The sequence below is a fragment of the Rhizocola hellebori genome, from assembly GCF_016862955.1.
Classification (GTDB): domain Bacteria; phylum Actinomycetota; class Actinomycetes; order Mycobacteriales; family Micromonosporaceae; genus Rhizocola; species Rhizocola hellebori.
In genome coordinates, this window is sequence record NZ_BONY01000006.1 from 76,181 (window position 1) to 99,975 (window position 23,795).

Below are 23,795 nucleotides of genomic sequence, written 5' to 3' on the forward strand. Positions count from 1 at the left end.
GTCGTCAACTTACGTTGACGGGAGGGTGGTTGTCAACTCAGGTTGACGACGGGCTGCCAGGTGAAGCTGTCCCGCCAGCTCCTGTCGCCCGCGGCTTCGGCCTGGAAGGCGGCGATGACCTCGTCCAGGCTGGCGACCTCGGCCTGCAGGTGCTTCTCGTCGCGTACCTCGAGCATGTAGTGGCCTTCGGGGACGGCGGCGCGGGCCCCGTACCCGCATTGGACGAAGTTGTCGTCATGCCCCTCCAGCACCATGAACCAGTTGTCGTCGCTGAGGCTCTGGGCGGCGCGGGCGAGGTGTTCCGCGGTGGGATCCTCGATCGGGAAACCCTTGTCGGTAGCCAGTTCGTAGCCATCGTTGCGGCGCAGCAGGGGTGGATTGACCACGGCCTCGGTGTCCAGGTCGAAACAGACCAGCCGGTGCTTGGCGGCCAGATAGCGCACTCGCGGCACGGCAGACCTGGCCGCCGAACTCTTGATCGACAACTTCAGGTAGGACTTCTTGTCCCACTTGCGGTCCACGTCCGGCAGCTGGGCCATCAGCTCGTCCGCGAAGGCGGCGATGGCGGGATGGGGCGACAGTTCCCGCAGCGTGCGCGCCTTCACCAGGGCGTCGGCGTGACTTATCCGGGCGGGCTCGTGCCAAAGCACCAACTCAACGGCCATGGGCAGAGCATGCCAGAGCCTGCCGATTGGCACTGTCGCCCGGGTCGCACCGCGCAGCACCATCGAAACGTGCATCAAGACACGCGAGCGGTCCACCATCGTCAGATCGAGCTCGAGGGCAGCAGGCCGATGGCCGTCCCGCTGTATCAGACCTCCGGCTTCGTCTTCAAAGATCCCGACGTCTTTGCCGACAGTATGTCCACTCCGGACGCTTCGTTCGTCTATACCCGCCACAACAACCCGACCGTGCGCAGCCTTGAGCTGGCCGTGGCCGATCTGGAGGCGGGCGCGGCCGGGCTTGCCACCTCGTCGGGCATGGGGGCGATAAACGCTGTCCTGCAAGCACATGTGCGCAGTGGCGATCACATCGTCGCGCAACGCCGGCTCTACGGCGGTGCTCACGCCGCGCTGCATGAGCTGTCGGATCGGTTCGGCGTCGGACTCACCCTCATCTCTGGCGACGATGTCGATGAGCTGCGAGAGGCGCTGCGTCCCGAGACCAAGCTGCTTTACCTGGAGACGATGTCCAACCCCAGCGCCTATGTCAGCGACATCCCGGCTCTGGCCGCGATGGCCCGTGCCCACGGCGTGATTACGGTGGTGGACAACACCTTCGCCACCCCGATGCTGTTCCAGCCGCTGGAACACGGCGCCGATATATCGATCCACTCGGTCACCAAATACCTTGGCGGGCACTCCGACGTGATCGGTGGCGTGGCCGTCTTCGCCGATGCCGCGGTGCACAAACACGTCTGGCACACCGCTTCCGAGCTGGGGGTCACCGCCGATCCGTTCGCCGCCTGGCTCACCCTGCGCGGCTTGCAAACCCTGCCGCTGCGGATGCGTCGCCACTGCGAGAACGCCGAATTCATCGCCACCCGCCTGATCGATCACCCGGCCGTGACGGCCGTGTCATGGCCCGGCTTCGCCAGCCATCCCAGTCATGAGCGTGCTTCAAAGCTTCTTTCTGGGTACGGCGGCACGTTCAGCTTCGACCTGGCCGGTGGCCGTGCCGCGGGCCGGGCTTTCGTCACCGCGCTGCAGCTGGCTCACCTGGCCCCGTCGCTGGGCGGCATCGAGACGGTGGTGATGCACTCGGCGAGCATCTCGCACCGCAAGCTCAACGCCGAGGAGCTCAAGGCCGCCGGGATAGGCGAAGGCACTATCCGCATCTCGGTGGGAATCGAGCATCCGCAAGACCTGTGGGCCGATCTGGAGCAGGCGCTCAACCGGGCAGCAGCGCTTCCATGAGCTCGGCGACAAGGGGCTGCGCGCGCCGCCGGGCGGTGACGATGCCGATGTAGCGGGTGGGGTGGGGCGGGTCGAGCGCCACCACTGCCAGCTTCTCCGATGGCGCGAGCTGGGCGATGCGTGGCACGAGACCCACCCCGACCCCGGCCGCGATGAGCGCCTGGGCGAAGTTGTAGTCGGTGGTGCGGCAGGCGAACTGCGGCTCGAAACCGGCGAGCGCGGCGTATTTCTTCAGCCGATCGCCGACGCTCAGGCAACCCTCCACCCAGGTCTCGCCGGCCAGCTCGCCGAGCGCGATCGAGCTGCGGCCGGCGAGGCGATGGCCGGCCGGCAACACGATCGACATCGGGTCGTCCATCAGCTGTGTCCAGTGCAGGCCCGACCGGTCACCGGGGCTGACCGGTGGCTGGCCGTCGAAGTGAAAGACCAGCGCCAGATCGGCTTTCCCTTCGCGCACCAGGGTTATCGCCTGCTCGGGCTCATGCTCGGAAACCTTCCACTCCAAGCCCGGGTGCCGCGCGGCGAGCGCGCTCACCGCGGCCGGAAGCAGCGTCTGACCCGCGCTGGCGAAGGTCGCCACGCTGAGCCGTTGGGTGCCGCGGGCGGCGAGGCGGCCGATCTGCTCCTGGGTGCTCAGCAGCTCGGCCATGATCACGTCTGCGGTCTCGACGAGCATCCTGCCCGGCTCGGTCAGCACCGCGCCGCGCGGCCCGCGCTGCACAACCGTGGTGCCGAGCGACCTTTCCAGCGCGGCGATCTGCTGCGACACCGCCGAGGGGGTGAGCAGCAACGCGGCCGCGGCCTTGCTGAAGCTGCCGTGCTCGGCGACCTCGCGGAGCACCCGGAGCCGCTGCATGTCGATCATTAGTGTTCCTTACAGCTGATTAAGCAGGTTGTTACTTCTGCTTACGAGCTTACCCGGGCAGGCTTGGGGCATGAGTCGACGAGCCTGGGTGCTGCTGGCCGCACTGTCCATCCTGTGGGGCATCCCCTACCTGTTCATCAAGTTCGCCGTCGCCGAGCTGTCGCCGCCCGTCATCGTCGCCGGGCGCACCGCGATCGCGGCACTTGTCCTGCTGCCCCTCGCCATCGGCTCCGGCGCGCTGCGCCAGCTCCGCGGACGGCTTGGCGTCATCTCGGTGCTCGCGCTCGTCCACGTGGTCGGCCCGTTCCTGCTCATCACCTACGGCGAGGTCTACATCGCCTCCGGGCTGACCGCCCTGCTGCTGGCCACCCAGCCGCTCATCATCGCCGCGCTTGCGCTGCGCTTCGACCCGAGCGAACGCGTCGGCGGGCGGCGGCTCCTGGGCCTGGGCATCGGCCTGGTCGGCGTGGCCGCCGTGGTCGGCTTCGACATCGGCGCCGACAACCGCAACGGGCTGCTGGGCGCGGGCATGGTCCTGCTGGCCGGGGTCGGCTACGCCTGTGCCACCTTCCTGGTGCGGCACAAGCTTTCCGGCGTCGCCCCGCTGGGAGTCGCGGCCGGAACGATGAGCATCACCACGGTTTTGCTCGCCCCCGTCGCCCTGCTGACCGCCCCGGTCGCGATGCCCACCGCGAAGGCGGCCATTTCCGTTGTGGTGCTTGGTCTCTTCAGCACCGCCCTGGCCCTGGTGCTGTTCTACCGCATGATTGCCATGGCCGGAGCGGGCTCCGCGGCGCTGGTTTCCTACACCAGCCCGGCGGTGGCCGTCCTGCTCGGCGTCATGGTGCTAAGCGAACCGCTGACGCCGGTGACCCTGCTCGGTTTCGGGCTCATCCTCACCGGATCCTGGCTTTCCACCCGGCGGGCCGCGCCGCTAGTCTCGCCCGATGAGTCAGCCGCGAGCGGGAACGCTGCACCACGTCGAGATCTGGGTCCCGAACCTGTCCCGGGCCATCGGCAGCCTGGGCTGGCTGCTGGAGGCGATGGGGTACAAGCTGTTCCAGAGCTTCAAGACGGGCCGCAGCTGGCTGCTGGGCTCCACCTACATCGTGCTGGAACAGTCGCGGGCGCTGAGCGCTGAGGACCACGACCGGATGCGGCCCGGCCTGAACCATCTCGCCTTCCACGCCGGGCCGCAGGCGCAAGTCGAAGCCCTGGTGCAAGAAGCGGGCCAGCACGGGTGGCGCGTGCTCTACCCCGATCTGCATCCCTACGCCGGCGGCGACGACCACTACGCCGCCTACCTGGAAAACGAGGACGGCTTCGAGGTCGAGCTGGTCGCCGCCCTTAGTTAGGAGGCGACGGCCGGAGCGGTGGTGGGCCGGCGTGGGCCTAGGAGGTGACTGCCAGGGCGAAGGGGAGCACGGCAGGAACTCCGGCCAGGCGCAGCTCGCGCGCTGCGAGCGCCATGGTCCAGCCGGAATCGACGCAGTCGTCGACCAGGAGCACCGGGCCGTCGACTGCGGTCAGCTCGCCGGGGACGGTGAACGTGCCGTGCAGCGCCTTGACCCGGTGGGCGCTGTTGGCCCGCCCGGCGTCCATTGTTGACCGGGTGCCGACCGTGCCGAGCAGGGGCAGCCGCCCGACCGTGGCGATGTGCTGCGCCACACTGGCGATCAGCTGCGCGCGGCGGCTGGAACCCATGGCCGCCACCGCGACCGGGCGTTGCGGCCACGCTTCCGGCCCGGTGGCCCACGACTTGAGCACCTGCACCACGGCATTGAGCAGGTCGGCCGGCGCGGGCCCGTCAGCGGTCTGCTCGGCCAGCAGGGTGCGCAGCCTGCCGCCCCAGCCCAGGTCGGTCAGCCGGCCCACGGCGCGGCCCGGCAGCGCCTGCTCCTCGGGGGCAATCTTGCCCGCCAGCGGGACGCCGGCCGCCTTCAACCCGGTCGGCCACATGCGCCGTGGCTCTATCGACAGGCCCGGGCGGCCGAGGAAGGTGTGAGCGGCAGCGAGCGCCTCGGCCGAGATCTCTTGCGCAAAGCGAGGCGGGGCACAGCGGTCGCACCGTCCACATGCGACAGCGTCGGGGTCGTCGAGGCAGCGGCGCAGGAACTGCATGCGGCAGTCTTGGCTCGTCTGGTACCCCCGCATGGCTTGCTGTTCTTCAGATCTCGCCGCCGCGATGCGTTCGTGGCGCTGGGTGTCGTAGGCCCACGGCTGGCCGGTGGCCTGCCAGCCGCCCTTGACCCGTTGCACCGCGCCATCGACGTCGAGGACCTTGAGCATCAGCTCCAGCCGGGCGCGGCGCAACTCGACCCGGACCTCCAGCGCCTGTGTCGAAAGTGGACGGTCGCTGACGTCGAGCTCGTGCAGGACCCGGCGCACCTGCTCCTCGGGCGGGAACGCCAGCGAGGCGAAATAGCGCCAGATCGCCTCATCTTCCGCGCCCGCGAGCAGCACCACATCGGCGCTGTCGACCGCGCGCCCGGCCCGCCCGACCTGCTGGTAGTAGGCGATCGGCGAGGAGGGCGCCCCGAGATGGACCACGAAACCCAGATCGGGCTTGTCGAAGCCCATGCCCAGCGCCGAGGTGGCGACCAGAGCCTTGAGCTTGTTCTCCAGCAGCCCCTGCTCGGCGACCCGCCGGTCGGCGTCTTCGGACTGGCCCGTATAGGCCTGCACGGCGAACCCGCGCGAACGCAAAAAGTCGGCGGTCTCGTGAGCGGCCGCCACGGTCAGCGTGTAGACGATGCCCGACCCGTCGAAGCGGTCGAGCTGCTCGGCCAGCCAGCCCAGGCGGTGCGCGGCGGTCGGCAGATCGACCACACTGAGCCGCAGCGACTCGCGGTCAAGCGACCCGCGCAGCACCAGCGCGTCGCCCAGCTGCTCGGCCACGTCGGCACTGACCCGGGCGTTGGCTGTCGCCGTGGTGGCGAGCACGGGTGTGCCCGGAGTCAGCTCGCTGAGCAGGGTGCGCAGCCGCCGGTAGTCGGGCCTGAAGTCGTGGCCCCAGTCGGAGACGCAATGAGCCTCGTCGACCACGAGCAGCCCGGTGGTCGACGCCAGCTTGGGCAGCACCGACTCACGAAAATCGGGATTGTTCAAGCGCTCCGGGCTGATCAGCAGGACGTCGACCTCGCCCGCGGCGATCTCCGCGGCGACGCCCTCCCACTCTTCGAGGTTGGCCGAGTTGATGGTGCGCGCGTGAATGCCCGCCCGCGCCGCCGCCTCCACCTGGTTGCGCATCAGGGCCAGCAGCGGCGACACGATGACGGTCGGGCCGGCGCCCCGCGCGCGCAGCAGCGCGGTGGCGATGAAATAGACCGCAGACTTGCCCCACCCGGTGCGCTGCACACACAGCACCCGCCTGGCCTGCGCGACCAGGGCCTCGATCGCGGTCCATTGATCATCTCTGAGCCTGGCCTGGTCGCCGGCGAGCCGGCGCAGGACCGCCTCGGCGTCCTCACGTGCTATCCCCACGTCCAGGCAGCCTAGGCCTGACCCCCGACAGATCCGGCGAGCCGGTCCCCATTTGTCGCCCGGGGGTGGGTCAGCCTCTATCCATTTAGCAGAGGCCCCATTAGGGTCGATGCGTGTCGCCGGTTGCCATGGTCATGTGGATTGGGCTGGCCTCGACCGTGCTGATGATCCTCCTGATTGGACTGTTGGCGCGCTTGCAGCGCCGCCAGGAGGGGGGATATGCCAGGCGGCCGACCGCCCAAGACTGCGCCCGCCTGGTCTCCGAGGCGCTGGCGCTCGATGAATACGCCGCAGCCCGGCTTGAGGCGGCGCAGCGCGCCGCGACCACCTACGAGCAGATCGCCCTCGATCTCGCCATGGTCGAAGCGGAGCGGGAGGCGGCCTGGCAGGCCCACAGCGCCGCGGCCGCCGCTCACGCCGCCGCGAGCGAAGCCCACGCCGGCCGGCCCATCGAGCAGACGATTCCCGATCCGCTGCAGCGTGAGATCTCCAGCGCCGCCCGCGCCGCCTACCGCCGTGGCGAGATCACCGTCGAGGAGCTGCGCGCGGTCTGGCAGAAGGTCGACGGCTGGGACCAGGAGCGCGAGGACAGGGCGCACGAGCTGTCCAGGCTGCGCGCCGAGGAGGCCGAGGCCTGGCGTCAGTACCACGCGGCGACCTTCGCCGAAAACACCGCTCGGCGGGCCGCTGAGCTGGCCGAGGTCGCCTCCCGCACGCTCACCGAGGAAGCGGCCGAAGCCGCCCGCCGCGCCGAGCTGGCCCGGATAGCCGCCGCCGACTGCGCCGCCCAGGTCAAACGGGCCAAACGCTGATGACGTGGCAGGACGTAGGGTGGTTATTGTGACGCTCTTGCGGGGCAAGGCGGTGACGCTGCGGTCGACCACAGCGGCTGACATCGACACGCTCGCGGCGATCCGGGCGACGCCGGAGGTGTACGAGCGCTGGCTGGGTGACGACCTGGCGGCCGAGATCGCCGAGGATCTGGAGGATCCCGACCTCGAGATGCTGACCATCGAGGTCGAGGGACACGTGGTCGGGATGATCCAGTGGTCCGAGGAGGACGAGCCGCAGTACAGGCATGCGGGCATGGACCTTTTCCTCGATCCTTCCGCGCACGGGCGCGGCATCTGCACCGACGCGGTGCGCACGCTGGCCCGGTACCTGATCGAAGAGCTTGGCCACCATCGGCTCGTCATCGATCCGGCAGCGGACAACCTGGCGGCTATCCGCTGCTACGGCAAGGCCGGTTTCCAGGCGGTGGGGGTCATGCGCCGCTACGAGCGGGGCGGCGACGGCGCGTGGCACGATGGGCTGTTGATGGACCTGCTCGCCGAGGAGCTGGTCACCGATTGAGGAGCGGTGAGTGGACGCGTCATCGTTGATGGTGGGGGCGGTGCAGGCCCAGCCGGCGCCGGGAAAAGTGGCCCAGAACGCGATCGCGGCGGCCAGGCTGGCCCGGGTCGGCGCGGAAATGGGCGCTCAGGTGGTGGTTTTGCCCGAGCTGTTCCTTCCCGCCTACCATCCGCCGGCGCTCTACGCCGATCCGCTGGGGACGGCCGTGCAGGCCGACGAGTCCGGCCGGGTCGCCGATGGGCGGCTGGATCCCTTGCGCTCCAGCGGAGTCGTCACCATCGTCGGGGCGAGCGTGTCCCATCCGGACGGTCGCCGGACCTGTTCCAGCCTGGTCGTCGACCGGGCCGGTGAGATCAGCGTGGCCTATGACAAGCAGCATCTGTGGGGCCCCGACGAGAATGCGCTGTTCACCCCGGGCACCCGCGGCGCCACGCTGATCGTCGATGGCTGGCGTTTCGGCCTCGGCATCTGTTATGACGGCTGCTTTCCCGAGCACGGCCGGGCCGCGGCCGGCGATGACGTGGACGGCTACCTCGTCCCGAGTGGCTACCTGGACGGCTCCCAGCATCGCCGCGATCTCTACTATGCCGCGCGGGCGCTGGACAACACGATGTACGTGGCCTTCGCCAACGCGGTCGGCGGCGAGAAACCGTGGATTTTCAACGGCGGAGCGGCGATCTACGATCCGCAGGGCCGGTGCCTGACCCGCGGCGACGACGAGTCCGAGACCGTGGTGGTGGCGACGATGGAAAAAGACGAGCTGGATCGCACCCGGGCGGCGCACACCATGCTGCTGGACCGGCATGTCGACCTGGGCGGGGCGCGGCGGCAGCTCACCGCGTGAAGGCGCGGGCGAGGCGGCGCAGGGCCGGGGTGATCTGCTCCAGCGGGATGCCGCCGTAGCCGAGGACAAGTCCATCTTGGACAGTCTGGAAGCAATATCTGTCAAGGGTTTCCACCCACGGCACCGGAACATAGCCGGCTGCCGGCCGCAACCGCGCGCACAGGTGCAGGCCGGCCGCGGAGGGCACGACCTCGAGGACATCGGCGAAGTCGCGCCGCAGGATGGTCGTGATCAGCTCGTGGCGCGCGGCGTAGACCCGGCTGGCTTTGCGAATGTGCCGCGCCAGCATGCCCTCGTCGAGGAAGCGGGCCAGCGCGCCCTGGGTGCTCAGATCGCCGCGCCAGTCGGCGAGCTGCTTGGCGATGTGCAGCGCGGGCTGTAGCGATGCCGGGGCGACGAGAAAACCGATGCGCAGCATGGGCAGCATCGTCTTGGAGAACGACCCGACGTAGATGACCCGGCCGCTGCGATCGAGACTCTGCAACGGTTCCAGCGGGCGGTCGGCGAAACGGAACTCGCTGTCGTAGTCGTCCTCGATGATGACCGCGCCCCGCCGCTGCGCCCAGTCGAGCAGGGTGGCCCGGCGCGCCGCCGACATCGCGATGCCGAGCGGAAACTGGTGCGACGGCGTGACATAGACCAGTTTCACCGAGCGTGGGATGGCGTCGACGACGATCCCTTCCGAGTCGACGGGCACGGCGTCGACATGTGCTCCGTTGATGGCGAAGAGCTGGCGCGCCGGGGGATAGCCGGGATCCTCCACGGCCACATGGTCTCCGGGCTCGATCAGCACCCGGGCGATCAGGTCGAGCGCCTGCTGAGCGCCCTGGGTCACCACGACGTCGGAGGCATCGGCGCGCACCGACCGCGAAATGCCTATGTAGCGCGCGATGGCCTCGCGCAGCCGGGGGTGCCCGGCCGGGTCGCGGTAGTGGGAGTCGCGGATGATCGAGGGGCGCAGCTCGCTGGAAACCAGCCGCCGCCACGTTTCCAGCGGGAACAGCTTCCAATCCGGCACTCCGACGCGGAAGTCGTAGACCGAGGAGCCGACCGGTGGCGTGGCCCGCAGGGTGCGCCACAACTGTCGTGGTTGGACATCGCGACCCGATGGCGCCCGCCGTTTGCCCGACGAGCCGACCGCGCCGACGAAGGTGCCCGAGCCGACGCGGGCAGTGAGAAAGCCCTCGGCGATCAGCCGCTCGTAGGCCACCGAGACGGTGTTGCGCGCGACCTCCAGGCGCTGGGCCAGCTCGCGGCTGGGCGGCAGCTTCTCACCCGCTCGCAGCCGGCCGTCGACAATCGCGTCGAGAAGCTGCCGGTAGATGCTCGTAGCAAGATCGCCACGACCTTCCAGCGCCACGTGGATTGGCCCAATTGATTCGCGCACGATTGGACCTTACTCCATACCAATTGGCTGCCTAAAGTCGTGGACATGGAACGAATGGATATCGGAAAACTGCAGCCCGAGATGTACAAGGCGATGCTGGTCCTGGACAAGCACGTCGGCCAGCACGAGCTGCCCAAGCCGCTCATCGAGCTGGTCAAGCTGCGGGCGAGCCAGATCAACGGATGCGTTTACTGTGTGGACATGCACGCCACCGACGCCAAGGCCGCCGGCGAGACCGACGTGCGCCTGCACGGCGTCAGCGTGTGGCAGGACGCGCCCTACTTCAGCGAGGCCGAGCGGGCCGCGCTGACCCTGACCGAATCCATGACCCAGCTGGGCGACCGGGTTCCCGACAGCGTCTGGCAGCTGGCCCAGAAGCACTACGGCGAGGCCGATCTGGCCGCGCTGGTCATGGTGATCACGGTGATCAACGCCTGGAACCGGATCTGCGTCACCACCAGAATGACCCCCGCCAATGCCTAGAAGGTTCCTTTCCCTGGCGCAGCTGACCAGCTCCATCGGGGACGGTGCCTACGTGGTCTGCTCGGTGCTCTACTTCACCCTGATTGTGGGGCTTTCGCCCGCCCAGATCGGCCTCGGCCTGACTTTGGGCTGGGCGGTCGGTGCGGCGGCAGGTGTCCCGTTGGGGCACCTGGCCGACCGCCGGGGGCCGCGCGGCACCGCGATCCTGCTGGCCGTGGTGACCGCTTCGGCCGTGGGCTCTTTCCTTTTCGTACGAGCGTTTCTGCCCTTCGTGATCTCGGTGATCTGCTACGCCTGCGGGCAGGCCGGGCTGGCCGCGTCGCGTCAGGCGCTGCTGGCCGGGCTGGTCGGACCGCAGGAACGCACCAGGGTCCGGGCCCACCTACAGGCGATGGCGAATGCCGGGCTCGCCATCGGGGCGGCTTTGGGTGGCGTGGCGCTTTTTCTGGGTACCCAGAAAGCCTTCTTGTGGGTCTTCGCCGTGGACGCGGTCTGCTTTCTGGTGGCCGCGCTGCTGTTGTCGCGCCTCGCCGCCCCGGTCACCGCCACCGTTTCACGCGGCCCGCAAATGGCCGTGCTGCGCGATCGGCCCTACGCCGTGATCACATTACTGAACACCGTTCTCATGCTGTATATGCCGTTGCTGAGCCTGGTGGTGCCGCTGTGGATAGTCCAGCGCACCACCGCTCCACATTGGATGGTCTCCGCCCTGCTGGTGCTCAACACGGTGAGCGTGGTGCTCTTCCAAGTGCGCATCGCCGGCCGCGTCTCGGGCCTGGCCAGCGCCGCGCGCCTGGTGCGCCTGTCGGGCCTGGTCATGCTGGCGTCCTGCACCGTCTTCGCGCTCAGCTCGATCGGCACCTCGGCCTGGGCGGCCGGCCTGATCCTGCTGGCCGCCGCGGCGCTTCAGGTCCTGGGCGAGATGATGCAAGCCTCCGGGGCCTGGGAAATCAGCTTCGGTCTGGCCCCGGCCGACAAACAAGGGCAATACCAAGGTTTCTTCGGTACCGGGACGGCGATCGCCAGAATGCTAGGCCCCGTCCTGCTGACCACGCTGATCATCACCTGGGGCACCATCGGCTGGGTGATCCTGGGCCTGCTCTTCCTCACTGCCTCACTGGCGATGACCCCAGCCGTCCGCTGGGCCTCCTCCCGCCACACCGCCCCCCTCCTCGCCCCAGCGCTTTAGACAGAAGGAGGGTGAGGTGCGGCTGACTGTGCTTGGTGGGGGTGGGGCGTGGCCGACGGCGACGCGGGCGTGCAGCGGATATCTCGTGGAGCACGAAGGGTTTCGGGTGCTGGTCGATCCGGGTTATGCGACTCTGCCCCAGCTGTTGCGGCATCAGGAGGCTCGCGACGTTGACGCGGTGGTGGTCAGCCACGGGCATCCGGACCACTGTGCCGACCTGAATCCGTTGCTGCGGGCTCGCGCGCTGGGCGACAACCCGCCCGAGGCGTTGCCCGTCTTCGCCTTGCCTGGCGCATTGGATGCCGTGCTCGCGCTCGACGGCCGGATGCTTGACGGTTCCTATGCCTGTCATGAAATCTCGGTGGGGCGGCCTTTCGAGATAGGGCCGTTCCGAGTGGACACCTGGGCCTTGCCCCACTTCGTGCCCAACGCGGGCCTTCGCTTCTCCGCGGGTGGCGCGGTGCTGGCCTATACCGGCGACACCGGCCCGAGTCCGGACATCGTGGCGCTGGCCCGAAACGCCGACCTGCTACTGGCCGAGGCCACCTTCCCGGAACACGTGCTGCCGGCCGACAACGCGCCCTACCTCTCCACCGCGCGCCAGGCCGGGGAAAGCGCGGCCCGAGCCGGAGTTGCGCGGCTCATGCTCACGCACCTGTGGCCCGGCAGCGAGGCACACAGCGCCGTGGCCGCGGCGAGCCACGCCTACACCGGAGCGATCGAGGTCGCCCTGCCCGAAGTCGCGGTGACTCTCGGCTAGCGCTGGTGTTCCTCGACGATGCAATAGAACTTGGCGAGATATTCGAAGTGGTGCTCTGTCCGATCAGGACACAATGACCAGTCCGACACCACCGCGATCACCCTGGCGTCGTGGGGCATGTCGCAGTTGACGAATTCGTCGTCGTAGCCGTAGCGGTCGGCGAGGATGCAGCCGCGCGAAGCCTCATCGGTCGGGCCGGGCCGGTATATGACGCCGAGCGTCACCAGCGCGATGATGAACGCCACTCCCAGCCACGATTGCGGGCGGGCGAACACCGGCTTCACCGGGTCCAGCGGGCGCATGTTGGGTGCCACATAGACCGGGTCGGCCTGTGGCGCGGCCAGCTTGGTGACCTTGTAGCGGCCCCATAGGTTGAGCAGCAAGACAAATGGCGTGGTGAAGAACGACAGCACACTCCACCAGCCGGCCACCAGTGTTTCGGCGGTGAGGTCGCGGAACGTGGTCATGCCGCAATCACGGCAGAACGGTCCGCGGCGAGTGATGATCTCAAGAAAGATCACCATTCCTCGATGGGCGCGGAAGGTCACCTTGGCCGCCGGCTGGTGATTGCACACTGCGCAAAGGCTGGAGCTAACGGTGCTCACGGCCCGGGATGCTAGCGCAGATGCCATTCGCGGTGGGGGCTTGCGCCCCGGGCCAGCGGGTTCCTCAGCGGGGTGGGTCGGCTACCAGGCAGCGGAACTTGCCCAGCAGCTCGACGTGTTCCTGGGTTCCGGCCGGGCACATCGACCAGTCCGACACCACGGCGGTAACCCGGAATTGGTGGCGTTGCGTGCAGCTGACCAGCTTGTCGCCGCCGAACCGGGTTCTGGTCAGGCAGCCCTGCAGCTGCGGGTCCGTCCCTGGGCCGGGGGTATAGGACAGGGCCAGCGCCACGAGGACCGCGAGGACTGCTGGGACGATCCAGGACAGCGGGCGGGCGAAGACCGGTTTCGCCGGTGGCAGCGGCCGCATGTTGGGGGCGATGAAGTCCGAGCCGCCCTCGGGCGCGGCCAGCTTGGCGACCTTGGTCAGGCCGATCAGGTTGCGTACCAACACCACCGGGGCGATAAAGATCGAGAATAAGCTCCACCACCCGAAAGCCAGCGTCAGGGAGGTGAGGTCGCGGAAGGTGGCCACGCCGCAGTCGCGGCAGAAAGGGCCCTGCTTGCTATAGAACTGGGTGTAGATGATGAAGCCCCGATGCCCACGAAAGGTCACCTCGGCAGCCGGGCGGTGGTTGCAGAGCGCGCAATCGTTGGTGCTGAGTGCCATGGCGACGGATGCTATCCCAAGTCGCTTGACAACGATTCGTTGACACCTACCCTGAGCTGGTGGATGCCTCCGAAATCCAGAACGCTCTGGCCCGCCTTCGCGACCAGCGGGCCGAGCTGGACCTTGCCGAACGCGCGCTCATCGAGCAGGCGCGGGAGGCCGGGCTGGGCTGGGCGCAGATCGCCTCGGCGCTGGGCCTCGCGTCACGCCAAGCGGCGGAGCAGCGTCTGCTGCGGTTGTCGGCGGGCAGCACGCGCGATCCGGTCCAGGCTCGCGCCAAGCGAGCGAAGCAACGAATCGTTGACAACCCCTTCGGCCCGAGCATTGCCGAGCTTCGTTCGGCTGCCCGCGCGGCCCAGATCCAGGTCGCGATCGTCGATGGCTGGGATGCCCTTCATCCTCGCGCCGGCCTGATTCGCCGCTCGCTTGAGCTGGCCGTCTCGGCCCCACCAAGTGGGCTCTATGAGCTCGCGCGGCAAGCGATCGAGGACAGCACCCAGCTGCCGGTGGCTGAGGTGCCGCCCGCGGCCGGGGAAGCGATCCGGAAGCTGGCGTTGACACTGGAGGCAGCAACCCCAAAGATATGAGTCCTGACGACTCAACTATGGGGAGGGCTCATGCTCAGGGAGCGAAACTCGGCCCTCTTTCTCGGCATTTCCCTGGTCGCCGGTTTCGGCGGCAACGCGATGTCACTGGTCGCCTCGATCTGGGTGCTCAGCTTGACCGGGTCCAGCAGCCTGGCCGCGCTGATCGGCTTCTGCCTCTACCTCCCGTCGGTCTTCGGCCCGCTCGTCGGCACGGCCGTCGACCGCCTGCCGCGTCAGCGGCTGCTCGTCTGGACCACGCTGGCCACCGCCGCCCTCATGCTCACCCTGCTGACGCTGCGTTCGGAGGGTCAGCTGTGGATCCTGTTCACCGTGATGTTCGGCTACGGCGTGTGTCACGTCGTGCTCGACGCGGCGGAGGCCGCCCTGCTTCCGGCGGCATTGGCCGATGCCGCCCTCGGTCAGCTCAACGGCCTGCGGATGAGCGCCCGGGAAGGCATGAAGCTGCTGGCGCCCGCGGCGGGTGCGGGCCTGTTCACCTGGATGGGCGGCAACGCTGTCGCTGTGGTGGTGGCGGCGACGCTTGCCATGACCGCGTGGCTGTATTCGCTGATCCGCCCCGCCCATGCGGTTCCGGCCGCCGCCGGTGGCCGGGTGCTGCATGACATGCGCGACGGTGTTCGCTACCTGTGGTCGCATCGGTGGCTTCGCGTGGTGGTCGCCACCGCGGCCGTGGCGGTGCCGATGTCCGGGTTCGCTCTGGCCGCCTCGTATTCGGTCATCATCGACGACCTGCATCAGCCGCCGGCCTTCGCCGGGTTCCTCGCGTCGGCGCAGGGCGCGGGCTCCATCGCCGGCGGGCTGCTCGCCGGTCGGCTCATCGCCTGGCGGGGCGAGGCGTTCCTGGGCGGTGCCGGTGCGGTGATCTTCGCGGCGAGCCCGCTGCTGCGCCTCATTCCGGTCGTTCCCTTCGCCATCGTCTGCAGCGTCCTGGCCGGCGTCGGTCTACTGTGGACGGTCGTGGCGGCGATGACCGCCGTGCAGCGGCACACCCCGCAAGCCCTCCTCGGCCGGGTGGCGGCCACCGCGGGCTCGCTCACCTTCGCCCCGACCGCGTTGGCCATCCCGGCCGGGGCCGCCGCCGTTCCGGTGCTCGGCCACCATCCGCCGCTGGTGCTCACCGGGATCGCCTGTCTCGCTGTGGGTGTGGTCGCCCTGAACCTGGTCCGGACCGAAGTCCCCGCGGTGCAGAGCGCCGCGTGATCGTTAGGAAGTCGAGTTGTTGCCCAAAGGTGACTCGGTGGCCAGGCCGGGCCTACAGTGAGCCATGCCGATCGCTGCCCGTCGCTATCTCCCGCTGCCGCTGCTTTGCGCGGCATTGCTTCTCACCGGTTGCGGGGGGCAGGCCACACCCTCCGCCGCGCCGACCGCAGTTACCACGCTGGGCGAGCAGGCGCTGCCGCCGACAGCATCGCCGAGCCCCACCAAGGCTTCGCCGAAGCCGAGCACGCCCGCTCCGGTCACCTATCCGAGCGAGGCCAAGGCCTACGCGGAAGCGGTCATCGCGGCATGGAAGGCCAAGAACCTGGCCAGATTGGCCGATCTAGCCAGCGCTCAGATTCAGGAGCAGCTGATGGAGATCCCGGGACCGCCCAACATGGACTGGACCTACCTGATGTGTGACGGCGCCATGGGATCGAGTTACTGCCAGTTCACCAACACCGACGGCCACAAGGTCACCGTGCGCGTGCTCAACGAGAAGGTGGGCCAGGCGCACGCGGTATCCGAGGTCAAGTACGTGTGACCGGCCGGACCGTGCCGAAAAGGTTGACCGGGACGGCGACAGCGCCGAGGGCTATCTCGGGCGGCCGGGCAGAATCGGCCCAATCTATGCGGTACCTGGTACACAGCAGATGGCAGAGCGCGATCAGCTGAACCGTGCCCAACGCGGCACCCGGACAGGTTTTGGGCGGCAAACCGAACGGCAGGTAACCGGCGGACAGGCCGGGGCTGCGGGCCAGCCAGCGCTGCGGGTCGAATTGCTCGGGCCGTTCCCAGCGGGCCGGATCGCGATGGATCAGATGCGGGCTGACCACATAGGTCTGCCCGGCGGACAGCTCGACCGGCGGCACCGAGATGCTGATCCGCGCCGTGCGGGCCAGCAGCAGCGGCGGGCTCCACATCCGCAGCGCCTCCTTGACGAAACGCGTGGTGATCGGAGTGGCCGCAGGGGCGTGCAGGCCGGTCTGCGGCACCTGGGCCAGCTCGGCTTGCAGGTGCTCGGTCCACTCACGGTGGCGGTGCATCGCGAAAAGAAGGCAGGCGCCGATCGCGCCGGGCGGGCCGGCGATCGCGGTGAGCAACGCCGTCACCGCGTCGACCGCCCTGCCATAACCGACGGTCGGCAGCAGGTCCACCAGCGGATCGGTCAGGTCTGCCCGGCGGTCACGGCGGCCTCGGGCCCGGCCGCGCAACTCGGCGCGCACGACGAATCCGGCGCGTATCTCGGTGGCGGTCGTGCGCAGCCTGCTCCAGCGGCTGTGCTTTGGCTGCAGCGTCGCCAGGTCGGTGAAGCCGAACGTCACGTCCCGGCGGATCCGTGCATCGTCCACATCGGACAGACCGTCGATGACGATCGGCAGCAGGGAATAGGTGCACACCTCCTGGGCCAGCTGAGCCAGGTCCAACTGCGCGCCGGCGCGCTGCGCGAGCAGTGCGTCCATCCGCTCGTACAGGGCGGTGACCGCCTCGGCCCCGGTCAGCCGCCGCAGCACGGGCCCCCACGCGGCGCGGATCTGCTTCCACGACACCGGTTCACGGCGCCCGGCCAGCAGGTCACCGATCGGGTCGGGCACCTCCTGGTCCCGGAAGTTGATCGCGTTGATGCGCGCGGCGATGTCCGCGTCGAACACTGCGATGGTGTCCGGGGAAATGCGGAAGATGTTGCCCTCGATGGCTCGGCGCCGCCGAAGCTCACGCAGCCGGTCCGGTGTCTGAGTCACGCTGGGAGGCCCTTGCCGTGGGGCGGGGAGGTGTGCTCCCCGCGGCGGATCAGATGTGGTGGTAGATAACCCAGTAAGCGTGGGATCCGTCGGTCGGGTGCCTCCGGGCGCGGATGTGCAGGGCCAGCTTGATCGACTGAAGCAGGTTCCTCATCTTTCTTCACCTCCCCTCTGGGCGCGGGTGGACAGGGACAGGACAAACTCGGGCGGGGCGAGGGCGGGACCGGTGTGGGGGCGGGGATCGTCGACCGCCACCGACAGGTGATAACGGTCAGTGATCACGCGCAGCAGCTCCTCGACCAGGCCGAGCGAGAGCGCCGCCCCGGTGCAGGCGTGCGGGCCCCAGCCGAAGGGCAGGAACGCCGCTGGGTTCGCGCCTCCCCACCGCTGCGGCTGGAAGGTGTTGGGCTCGGGCCAGTGGGCCGGATGGCGGTGCACAAGGTAGGTGCACACCGAAACGGTTTCTCCCGGCTCGACGACGGCTGGCCCGATGCGGTGTCTGCGGGCCGCCACCCGTCCGAAGAGCCAGGCGACCGGCCACAGCCGAAGCGCCTCGCGCACGGTGGCGGACAGCGGGATCTGCCCGGGCGGCTCATGCTGACCCAGCAGGAAAAGCGACCACGCCAGCAGGAATCCCACCGAGCCGGTGGTGGCGAAAAGCAGGCTCAGGAACACCTCACCGGCCTGCTCCGGTGGATGCGTCGGCGCCGTCGCCAGGGCCACCACGCCGAGCAGGTCGGCGGCCGGGCCCGATTCCCGGCGGCGCGCCACGATCTCGGCCGCCAGCAGGCCGTGGGCTCGGCGCCGCAGCAGCGCGCGCTGCCATCGCCTGCGCCTTTCCCGGGCACCGGCCAGCACTGCGTGTTTCACCACGTCGGTCAGGGCGGCCGGCAGCCGGGACGAGGTGTGGGTGGCGAGCAGCGCGGGCCGGAAATAGTCCGCCAGCAGATGGTTGGCGGCATCGGGCAGCCGGCTGCTGGGCCACAGGTGGGATTCGACGAGCCCGTCGAGACGGCCCGCGCTGCTCTGGATGAACCCGGCGAGCAGCTCCCGGGCCTCCCGGCCGATGCGCTGCTGGATTTCGCGCGGCCCGAGCACTCCCGCGGAGGTGTGGAAGAAGTCCGAGTGCTCGACGTAATGTCCCTCGGCGTTGGCCAGGATCTGCTTGGCATGCCACGGATCGGCCACATACAGCCCCCCGCTCGCCACCGTGAACAGGTCGCCATCTTCGGCGAACCTTGTTTCCAGTAGCTCCAGCAGCCGGTCGTCGAGGGGAGGCACCCAAGCATTGGACACCGATATATATGAATAAGGCAATCAGTAGTTCGGCCGACTGCACGCGCGGGGCATAGCCGGTAGCTGATGGGCGATACTGATAGCCGTGCTGACCAACTGGGCCGGAAATGTGATCTTCGGGGCGCGCGAGTTCCACCAGCCGTCCACTGTGGACGAAGTTCGGGCGCTGGTCGCTCGCAGCGAAAGGATCAAGGCGGTGGGCAGCGGGCACTCCTTCAGCCTCATCGCCGACACGCAGGGCGATCTGGTCTCGTTGCGTCAGCTGCCGCCCCTCATGGAGATCGATTCGGCGGCGATGACGGTAAAGGTCGCAGCCGGGGTGCGCTACGGCGAGCTGGCGCCATTTCTGCACAGCCACGGCTATGCGCTGGCCAACCTGGGATCCCTTCCCCACCTGTCGGTGGCCGGGGCGACCGCGACCGCGACCCACGGCTCCGGCGACCGCAACGGCAACCTGGCCACGTCGGTCGCCTCCCTGGACCTGGTGACCGCGCAAGGCGACACGGTGACCCTTGACCGCGCCAGCGGAGCCGTCGTAAACCTTGGCGCGCTTGGCATCGCCGTCGCCGTGACGCTCGACATCGAGCCGGCCTTCCAGATCAGCCAGCGCGTCTACCGCAACCTGCCCGAGCTGGATCTGGACATCTTCGCCAGCGCCTACAGCGTCAGCATGTTCACCCAATGGCGAGGCGAGAGCCTCGACCAGGTCTGGGTCAAGGAACGTGTCGGGGCGCAAACCCAAGCATGGCAGGGGAAACAGCCGGCGATGGCCCCCATGCACCCGATCGCGGGGATGCCCGCCGACAGCTGCACCCCGCAGCTGGGCGAGCCGGGCCCTTGGTACGAAAGGCTTCCGCACTTCCGGCTCGAGCACACCCCCAGCGCCGGTGACGAGCTGCAATCGGAGTTCTTCGTGCCGCGTTCCCAGGCGGTGCAGGCGTTCCAGGCGATAAACGGGATCCGCGAGCGGGTCGCCGCCGTGCTGCAGATCAGCGAGATCCGCACCATCGCCGCCGATGAGCTGTGGATGAGTCCTTGCTACCAAAGGGAAAGCGTCGCCTTCCACTTCACCTGGATCAAAGACCCGGCCGCCGTGCTGCCGGTGGTGCAGGCCCTCGAGGAGGAGCTCGCGCCCTTCGAGCCGCGACCGCACTGGGGCAAGGTGTTCACCATGCGCCCGGCCGTTCACCCCGGCTTTGCCGGCCTGATCGAGCTTTACGACCCGGCCGGCAAATTCCGCAACCCGTTCTTGGACAGGGCCCTGAGCTGACAGAGCTTCAGCTGCGCGGGTGAGCCGGGCGCGGCCGTGTAGATGATCAGCCGCTGATCGCGGTCGGGGATGTGCAGCACCTGGCATTCGATGGCGATCTCGCCCAGCTCGGGATGCGAGATGACCTTGCGTTGGTCGCGGCGCACCTCGACGTCGTGGGTGGCCCACATCTGCGCGAACTCCGGGCTCAACGCGAGCATCTCGGCCACCAGCTCGCGAATCCCGCGGTCCTCGGGATAGCGGGCGGCCGCCGCGCGCAGATCGGCCACCGAACCCCAGGCGAAGCGGCTCTTCTCCTCGTCGCAGAGGTGCTCCCGCAGGTTCGGCGCGGCGAAGATCCAGCGGATCACGTTGCCCTGTTTGGGTCCGGACTCGTACGGCCACCCGAACAGGGCCGCGCAGGTGTCGTTCCAGGCCAGCATGTCGTATTTGGCGTCGAGCACATAGGCCGGTGTCCCGTCGAGCCCCTCGAGCAGATGCAGCACCCCCTCGGGCACATCGCGGCGCGGCCCTTGCGAAAGCGCCGGGGCCTGGCCGGTCAGATGAAACAGGTGAGCCCGCTCATCGGTGGTCAGCATCAGGGCCCGCCCCAGCGCGTTGAGAATCTGGCGTGACGGGTGCGGGCCGCGGCCCTGCTCAAGGCGCGTGTAGTAGTCGACGGACATGCCGGCCAGCTGGGCCACCTCCTCGCGGCGCAGCCCCGGCACCCGGCGGCGCGAATTGCCTGGCAGACCTACCTCGATCGGGCTCACCCGAGCCCGGCGGGTGCGGAGGAAGTCCGCTAGCTCGCGACGATCCATGCCCATAGCATTGCCGAAGCCGGTCGTTTCTGACAGGGATCGGCAGTCCCAGGATGAACCGGGCCTTCCGGGGCGAGGGCGGGGCGGGCACCGTACCCGTATGACAAAAATTGCTTTGGTGACCGGTGCCAACAAGGGCATCGGATTCGAGACGGCGCGACTGCTCGCGGATCAGGGCCACACGGTGCTGGTGGGGGCCCGTGACGAGGGGCGCGGCCGGGCCGCCGCAGAACGGATCAACGCGAGGTTTCTGCAGCTCGACGTCACCGACGCGGCGTCCATCTCGGCGGCGGCCAAGGAGATTGACGACACTTGGGGGGTACTGGACATCCTTGTCAACAACGCCGCCATCGGTGTCTGGGACGGGCCGGCCAGCCAATCCACCCTCGACGCGCTGAGAACCACGTTTGAGACCAACCTCTTCGGCATCGTCGCATTGACCAATGCCTTGCTGCCGCTGCTGCGCCGATCCTCGGCCGGGCGAATAGTCAACGTCTCCAGCGACGTCGGCTCCATCGCCCTGATGACCGACCCGGCCAATCCGCTGTACATGCTCAACGGGGTGGCCTACCCCGCCTCGAAGTCGGCGCTCAACATGGCCACCATGCAATACGCCAAGGAACTCAAGGACACCCCGATCAAAGTGAACGCGGTCAGCCCCGGCTATTGCGCCACCGACCTCAACAACAACAGCGGCTACCGCACGCCTGAACAGGGCGCCCAAATCGCCGTCCAGATGGCCAACCTGGGCCCGGACGGCCCCACCGGCGCCTTCGTCGACGACACCGGAACCCTGCCCTGGTAACACAGCGTCAGCGTGGTGCGCGGTGTCGTGACCGGCCTCATGCCGGCAGATCTAAAGCATGAGGTCGGCAGATCTAAAGCGACTGTCTCGGCAGATCTAAAGTATCTGTTATCGTTTGGGCATGCGAAAGGGCCTAGAATACGTGCCCCGGCGCGCTTCAGACCTGGTGATGGAGGCGCTCACGGACACACGGGTTGTCGTCGTAAATGGCGCTCGTCAGGTGGGCAAAAGCACCCTGGCAGAGGTCGTCCTGCGCCAGTCAAACGGTGGACAAGCGCGATTCCTCGATGATCCAGGTACCCGCGCCGCAGCAGCGGCGGACCCAGTTCGTTTTATCCGCCACGACGATCTCATGCTGATCGACGAGGTGCAGCGGGTACCCGACCTCTGGCTGGCCATCAAAAACCTTGTCGACCGGGAGCCTAGACCTGGCCGCTTCCTCTTAACTGGCTCAGCGCGGCTGCTGAGTCTGCGAAGTTTGCCAGATGCGCTGCCGGGCCGATCGGAGACCATCGAGCTGTGGCCACTATCTCAAGGAGAGATCGACGGAGGCCCAGATGGATTCGTGGACGCGGCTTTCGCAATAGGTGGTGACCTGAGAGCGGATCCGCACGAACTCCGGCGTGCGGATTACTTGCAGCGACTCATGCGTGGGGGCTTCCCAGACGCTGTGCGGCGGGCGACGCCGCGACGACGTGAGAGGTTCTTTGAGGCCTATCTGGCCGACGTGATTACCCGCGACGTGCAGCAGGTCGCCGATATTGAGCGGGCTGGCGACATGCGCCGCCTGATTGCGCTTCTGGCAGCGCAAACCGGTGGCCTCGTGAACTTCTCTCGCCTGGCCAATGATTTGAGTATTACCGCACCTACCGTGCGGAGCTATGTGGAAATCTTGGAGACCATCTATCTGGTTCGCCTAATTCCTGCGTGGTCTTCAGGCGCCACGGCCAGAGCCATCGGTGCACCGAAGCTCATCTTTGTCGACTCCGGGCTTGCCGCCAGTGTTGCCACAGGTGCTGTGGCGGAGCCGCCGGTTGGGGGACTGCTGGAGGGTTTCGTGTTAAGCGAACTCGCCCGTCAGCTGACGTGGTCCAACGCCAAAGCCCGTCTCTACCACTACCGCGATCGCGATCAGTACGAAGTGGACGCCATCCTGGAGGACAACGCTGGGTACGTAATAGGCATTGAGGTGAAGGCGTCCGAAACCATTAGAGCTGAGGACTTCAATGGGCTAAGGCATCTACAGCGAAGGCTCGGCGCGCACTTCCGAGCCGGCTACGTCCTATACTGCGGAAGCGATTCCCTCAGTTTCGGGGACGGCCTGGCATGCCTTCCAATATCGGCACTCTGGACCACCGATGCCCGCGCCTGAGCGGCCAACGATCTAGCCGCCGGAGTCGTCGTGTTCGGCGTCTTGGGGGACGGTGCAGTCGTCGCGGTCCTCCAGCCAGTTGTGGGGGAGGAAGACTTTTCCGGGGGAGTTGGTACGGCCGCGCGGCTGGCCCAGGTTGGCCAGGGGGAAGGGCGCGTCGTGGTCGAGCTTGCCGAGCAGATCGTCCAATTCGGACAGTGAGGAGGCCATGGCCATGGCGCGGCGCAGCTCGGATCCGACCGGGAAGCCCTTCAGGTACCAGGCCACATGCTTGCGAAAATCGGTGACGCCCTCGCGTTCCGCGTTCCACCACTGCGACAGCAGCGTGGCGTGGCGGCGCATGACGGCGGCCACCTCGCCGAGGTTGGGCATCGCCCGGGAGGGGCGGCCGGCGAAGGCGGCCTGCAGGTCGGCGAAAAGCCACGGGCGCCCGAGGCAGCCGCGGCCGACCACGACCCCGTCGCATCCGGTTTCGCGCACCATGCGAAGAGCGTCATCGGCCTCCCAGATGTCCCCGTTGCCCAGCACGGGGATGTCGAGGGCCTGCTTGAGCAGGGCGATGGCCTCCCAGTCGGCCTCGCCGGAGTAGCGCTGGGCGGCGGTGCGGGCGTGCAGGGCGACCCACTTGGCCCCGGCTTCCTGGGCGACCCGCCCGGCGTCGAGGTAGGTGAGGTGATCGTCGTCGATGCCCTTGCGCATCTTGACGGTGACCGGGATCCCGGCCGGCGCGGCCGTGTCGACGGCGGCCTTGACGATGGCGCCGAACAGGTTGCGCTTCCACGGGATGGCAGAGCCGCCGCCCTTGCTGGTGATTTTCCTTACGCTGCAACCGAAATTGAGGTCGATGTGGTCGGCGAGATTCTCGTCGACCACCCGCCGCACCGCTTTGGCGGTGATCGCCGGGTCGACGCCGTAGAGCTGCATGCTGCGGGGGTTCTCGTCGGGCGCGAACTCGATCATTTTGTCGGTTTTCGGGTTGCGCACAGCAAGGGCGACCGTGGTGATCATCTCGCAGACGTAGATGCCTGCGCCCTGCTCGCGACAGAGCTGGCGGAACGCGACATTGGTGATGCCGGCCATGGGTGCGAGCACCACGGGCGGATCCACCGCGAAGGTTCCCAGCGTCAAAGTCACGCAAGCAAGGATGACA

25 protein-coding genes are annotated in these 23,795 nt (G+C 68.2%); 15 read left to right on the forward strand and 10 right to left on the reverse strand.

The features are described from left to right. Positions 1-32: 32 nt before the first annotated feature. Positions 33-665 (reverse strand): hypothetical protein, encoded by a 633-nt coding sequence (locus Rhe02_RS06255; RefSeq protein ID WP_203907116.1) that lies wholly within the window; start codon positions 663-665, stop codon positions 33-35. A gap of 69 nt (positions 666-734) precedes the next feature. Between Rhe02_RS06255 and Rhe02_RS06260 the strand changes: the two genes are divergently transcribed. Then, on the forward strand, positions 735-1,916 hold the full coding sequence (locus tag Rhe02_RS06260; RefSeq protein WP_203907117.1) for a trans-sulfuration enzyme family protein: 1,182 nt from the start codon (positions 735-737) through the stop codon (positions 1,914-1,916). On the opposite strand, the gene Rhe02_RS06265 is transcribed toward Rhe02_RS06260, so the two are convergent. After that, positions 1,891-2,781, reverse strand: a complete 891-nt coding sequence (locus Rhe02_RS06265) for a LysR family transcriptional regulator (protein ID WP_203907118.1) — start codon at positions 2,779-2,781, stop codon at positions 1,891-1,893. The genes Rhe02_RS06260 and Rhe02_RS06265 overlap by 26 nt on opposite strands. 70 nt (positions 2,782-2,851) lie before the next feature. Here Rhe02_RS06265 and Rhe02_RS06270 point away from each other — a divergent pair, with 70 nt between their 5' ends. Together Rhe02_RS06270 and Rhe02_RS06275 are read left to right on the forward strand one after the other, a co-directional pair. Beyond that, complete coding sequence (locus Rhe02_RS06270; protein ID WP_239123450.1) at positions 2,852-3,922, forward strand: DMT family transporter; 1,071 nt, start codon at positions 2,852-2,854, stop codon at positions 3,920-3,922. Beyond that, on the forward strand, positions 3,816-4,136 hold the full coding sequence (locus tag Rhe02_RS06275) for a VOC family protein (protein WP_308441983.1): 321 nt from the start codon (positions 3,816-3,818) through the stop codon (positions 4,134-4,136). The genes Rhe02_RS06270 and Rhe02_RS06275 overlap by 107 nt, the downstream gene beginning before the upstream one ends. 37 nt (positions 4,137-4,173) lie before the next feature. On the opposite strand, the gene Rhe02_RS06280 is transcribed toward Rhe02_RS06275, so the two are convergent. Continuing rightward, complete coding sequence (locus Rhe02_RS06280; protein WP_239123451.1) at positions 4,174-6,264, reverse strand: RecQ family ATP-dependent DNA helicase; 2,091 nt, start codon at positions 6,262-6,264, stop codon at positions 4,174-4,176. A gap of 113 nt (positions 6,265-6,377) precedes the next feature. Here Rhe02_RS06280 and Rhe02_RS06285 point away from each other — a divergent pair, with 113 nt between their 5' ends. The 3 genes from Rhe02_RS06285 to Rhe02_RS06295 are packed head-to-tail and all read left to right on the forward strand — an operon-like array spanning position 6,378 to position 8,461. Further along, a complete protein-coding gene (locus Rhe02_RS06285) occupies positions 6,378-7,076 on the forward strand; it encodes a hypothetical protein (protein ID WP_203907120.1) in 699 nt (232 codons plus the stop codon). Positions 7,077-7,104: 28 nt separating this feature from the next. Further along, a complete protein-coding gene (locus tag Rhe02_RS06290; RefSeq protein WP_203907121.1) occupies positions 7,105-7,617 on the forward strand; it encodes a GNAT family N-acetyltransferase in 513 nt (170 codons plus the stop codon). A 10-nt stretch (positions 7,618-7,627) separates the two neighbouring features. Then, positions 7,628-8,461: a carbon-nitrogen hydrolase family protein gene (locus tag Rhe02_RS06295; protein WP_239123453.1), complete on the forward strand. Its 834-nt coding sequence runs from the start codon at positions 7,628-7,630 to the stop codon at positions 8,459-8,461. Here Rhe02_RS06295 and pdxR read toward each other — a convergent pair. Then, entirely contained in the window at positions 8,451-9,848 is a 1,398-nt protein-coding gene (gene pdxR / locus Rhe02_RS06300; protein ID WP_203907122.1) for a MocR-like pyridoxine biosynthesis transcription factor PdxR, read from the reverse strand. The genes Rhe02_RS06295 and pdxR overlap by 11 nt on opposite strands. A gap of 45 nt (positions 9,849-9,893) precedes the next feature. Here pdxR and Rhe02_RS06305 point away from each other — a divergent pair, with 45 nt between their 5' ends. From Rhe02_RS06305 to Rhe02_RS06315, 3 genes are read left to right on the forward strand one after another with little or no spacing between them, the layout of a single operon-like run. Continuing rightward, on the forward strand, positions 9,894-10,331 hold the full coding sequence (locus tag Rhe02_RS06305) for a carboxymuconolactone decarboxylase family protein (RefSeq protein ID WP_203907123.1): 438 nt from the start codon (positions 9,894-9,896) through the stop codon (positions 10,329-10,331). Next, positions 10,324-11,520, forward strand: coding sequence for an MFS transporter (locus tag Rhe02_RS06310; RefSeq protein WP_203907124.1), 1,197 nt, complete (start codon positions 10,324-10,326; stop codon positions 11,518-11,520). The genes Rhe02_RS06305 and Rhe02_RS06310 overlap by 8 nt, the downstream gene beginning before the upstream one ends. A 16-nt stretch (positions 11,521-11,536) precedes the next feature. Next, a complete protein-coding gene (locus Rhe02_RS06315; protein WP_203907125.1) occupies positions 11,537-12,280 on the forward strand; it encodes an MBL fold metallo-hydrolase in 744 nt (247 codons plus the stop codon). Here the strand turns inward: Rhe02_RS06315 and Rhe02_RS06320 are convergent. Continuing rightward, positions 12,277-12,885, reverse strand: coding sequence for a hypothetical protein (locus tag Rhe02_RS06320; protein ID WP_203907126.1), 609 nt, complete (start codon positions 12,883-12,885; stop codon positions 12,277-12,279). The two genes, Rhe02_RS06315 and Rhe02_RS06320, sit on opposite strands and share 4 nt — an antisense overlap. 64 nt (positions 12,886-12,949) lie before the next feature. Continuing rightward, positions 12,950-13,555 carry a hypothetical protein gene (locus Rhe02_RS06325; RefSeq protein ID WP_203907127.1) on the reverse strand — a complete coding sequence of 202 codons (606 nt, stop codon included), beginning with the start codon at positions 13,553-13,555 and terminating at the stop codon, positions 12,950-12,952. Between the two features lie 59 nt (positions 13,556-13,614). On the opposite strand from Rhe02_RS06325, the gene Rhe02_RS06330 reads away from it, so the two are divergent. The 3 genes from Rhe02_RS06330 (at position 13,615) to Rhe02_RS06340 (ending at position 15,904) form a co-directional block, all read left to right on the forward strand. Continuing rightward, positions 13,615-14,142, forward strand: a complete 528-nt coding sequence (locus Rhe02_RS06330) for a hypothetical protein (RefSeq protein WP_203907128.1) — start codon at positions 13,615-13,617, stop codon at positions 14,140-14,142. A gap of 30 nt (positions 14,143-14,172) precedes the next feature. Next, positions 14,173-15,363 (forward strand): MFS transporter, encoded by a 1,191-nt coding sequence (locus tag Rhe02_RS06335; RefSeq protein WP_203907129.1) that lies wholly within the window; start codon positions 14,173-14,175, stop codon positions 15,361-15,363. Between the two features lie 64 nt (positions 15,364-15,427). Continuing rightward, on the forward strand, positions 15,428-15,904 hold the full coding sequence (locus tag Rhe02_RS06340; protein ID WP_203907130.1) for a hypothetical protein: 477 nt from the start codon (positions 15,428-15,430) through the stop codon (positions 15,902-15,904). Here the strand turns inward: Rhe02_RS06340 and Rhe02_RS06345 are convergent. Next, positions 15,891-17,102, reverse strand: coding sequence for a cytochrome P450 (locus Rhe02_RS06345; RefSeq protein ID WP_203907131.1), 1,212 nt, complete (start codon positions 17,100-17,102; stop codon positions 15,891-15,893). The genes Rhe02_RS06340 and Rhe02_RS06345 overlap by 14 nt on opposite strands. A gap of 150 nt (positions 17,103-17,252) precedes the next feature. Continuing rightward, the gene (locus tag Rhe02_RS06350) at positions 17,253-18,383 is read right to left on the reverse strand and encodes a cytochrome P450 (protein ID WP_203907132.1); all 1,131 of its coding nucleotides are present in this window, start codon (positions 18,381-18,383) and stop codon (positions 17,253-17,255) included. Between the two features lie 91 nt (positions 18,384-18,474). Here Rhe02_RS06350 and Rhe02_RS06355 point away from each other — a divergent pair, with 91 nt between their 5' ends. Continuing rightward, on the forward strand, positions 18,475-19,668 hold the full coding sequence (locus Rhe02_RS06355; RefSeq protein WP_203907235.1) for an FAD-binding protein: 1,194 nt from the start codon (positions 18,475-18,477) through the stop codon (positions 19,666-19,668). On the opposite strand, the gene Rhe02_RS06360 is transcribed toward Rhe02_RS06355, so the two are convergent. Beyond that, positions 19,614-20,468, reverse strand: coding sequence for a helix-turn-helix transcriptional regulator (locus Rhe02_RS06360; RefSeq protein ID WP_203907133.1), 855 nt, complete (start codon positions 20,466-20,468; stop codon positions 19,614-19,616). The genes Rhe02_RS06355 and Rhe02_RS06360 overlap by 55 nt on opposite strands. A gap of 100 nt (positions 20,469-20,568) precedes the next feature. On the opposite strand from Rhe02_RS06360, the gene Rhe02_RS06365 reads away from it, so the two are divergent. Beyond that, on the forward strand, positions 20,569-21,273 hold the full coding sequence (locus Rhe02_RS06365) for an SDR family oxidoreductase (RefSeq protein WP_203907134.1): 705 nt from the start codon (positions 20,569-20,571) through the stop codon (positions 21,271-21,273). A 121-nt stretch (positions 21,274-21,394) separates the two neighbouring features. After that, entirely contained in the window at positions 21,395-22,645 is a 1,251-nt protein-coding gene (locus tag Rhe02_RS06370) for an ATP-binding protein (protein WP_203907135.1), read from the forward strand. A gap of 12 nt (positions 22,646-22,657) precedes the next feature. Here Rhe02_RS06370 and dusB read toward each other — a convergent pair whose 3' ends face one another. Then, positions 22,658-23,779, reverse strand: a complete 1,122-nt coding sequence (gene dusB / locus Rhe02_RS06375; RefSeq protein ID WP_275412595.1) for a tRNA dihydrouridine synthase DusB — start codon at positions 23,777-23,779, stop codon at positions 22,658-22,660. Positions 23,780-23,795: the final 16 nt, after the last annotated feature.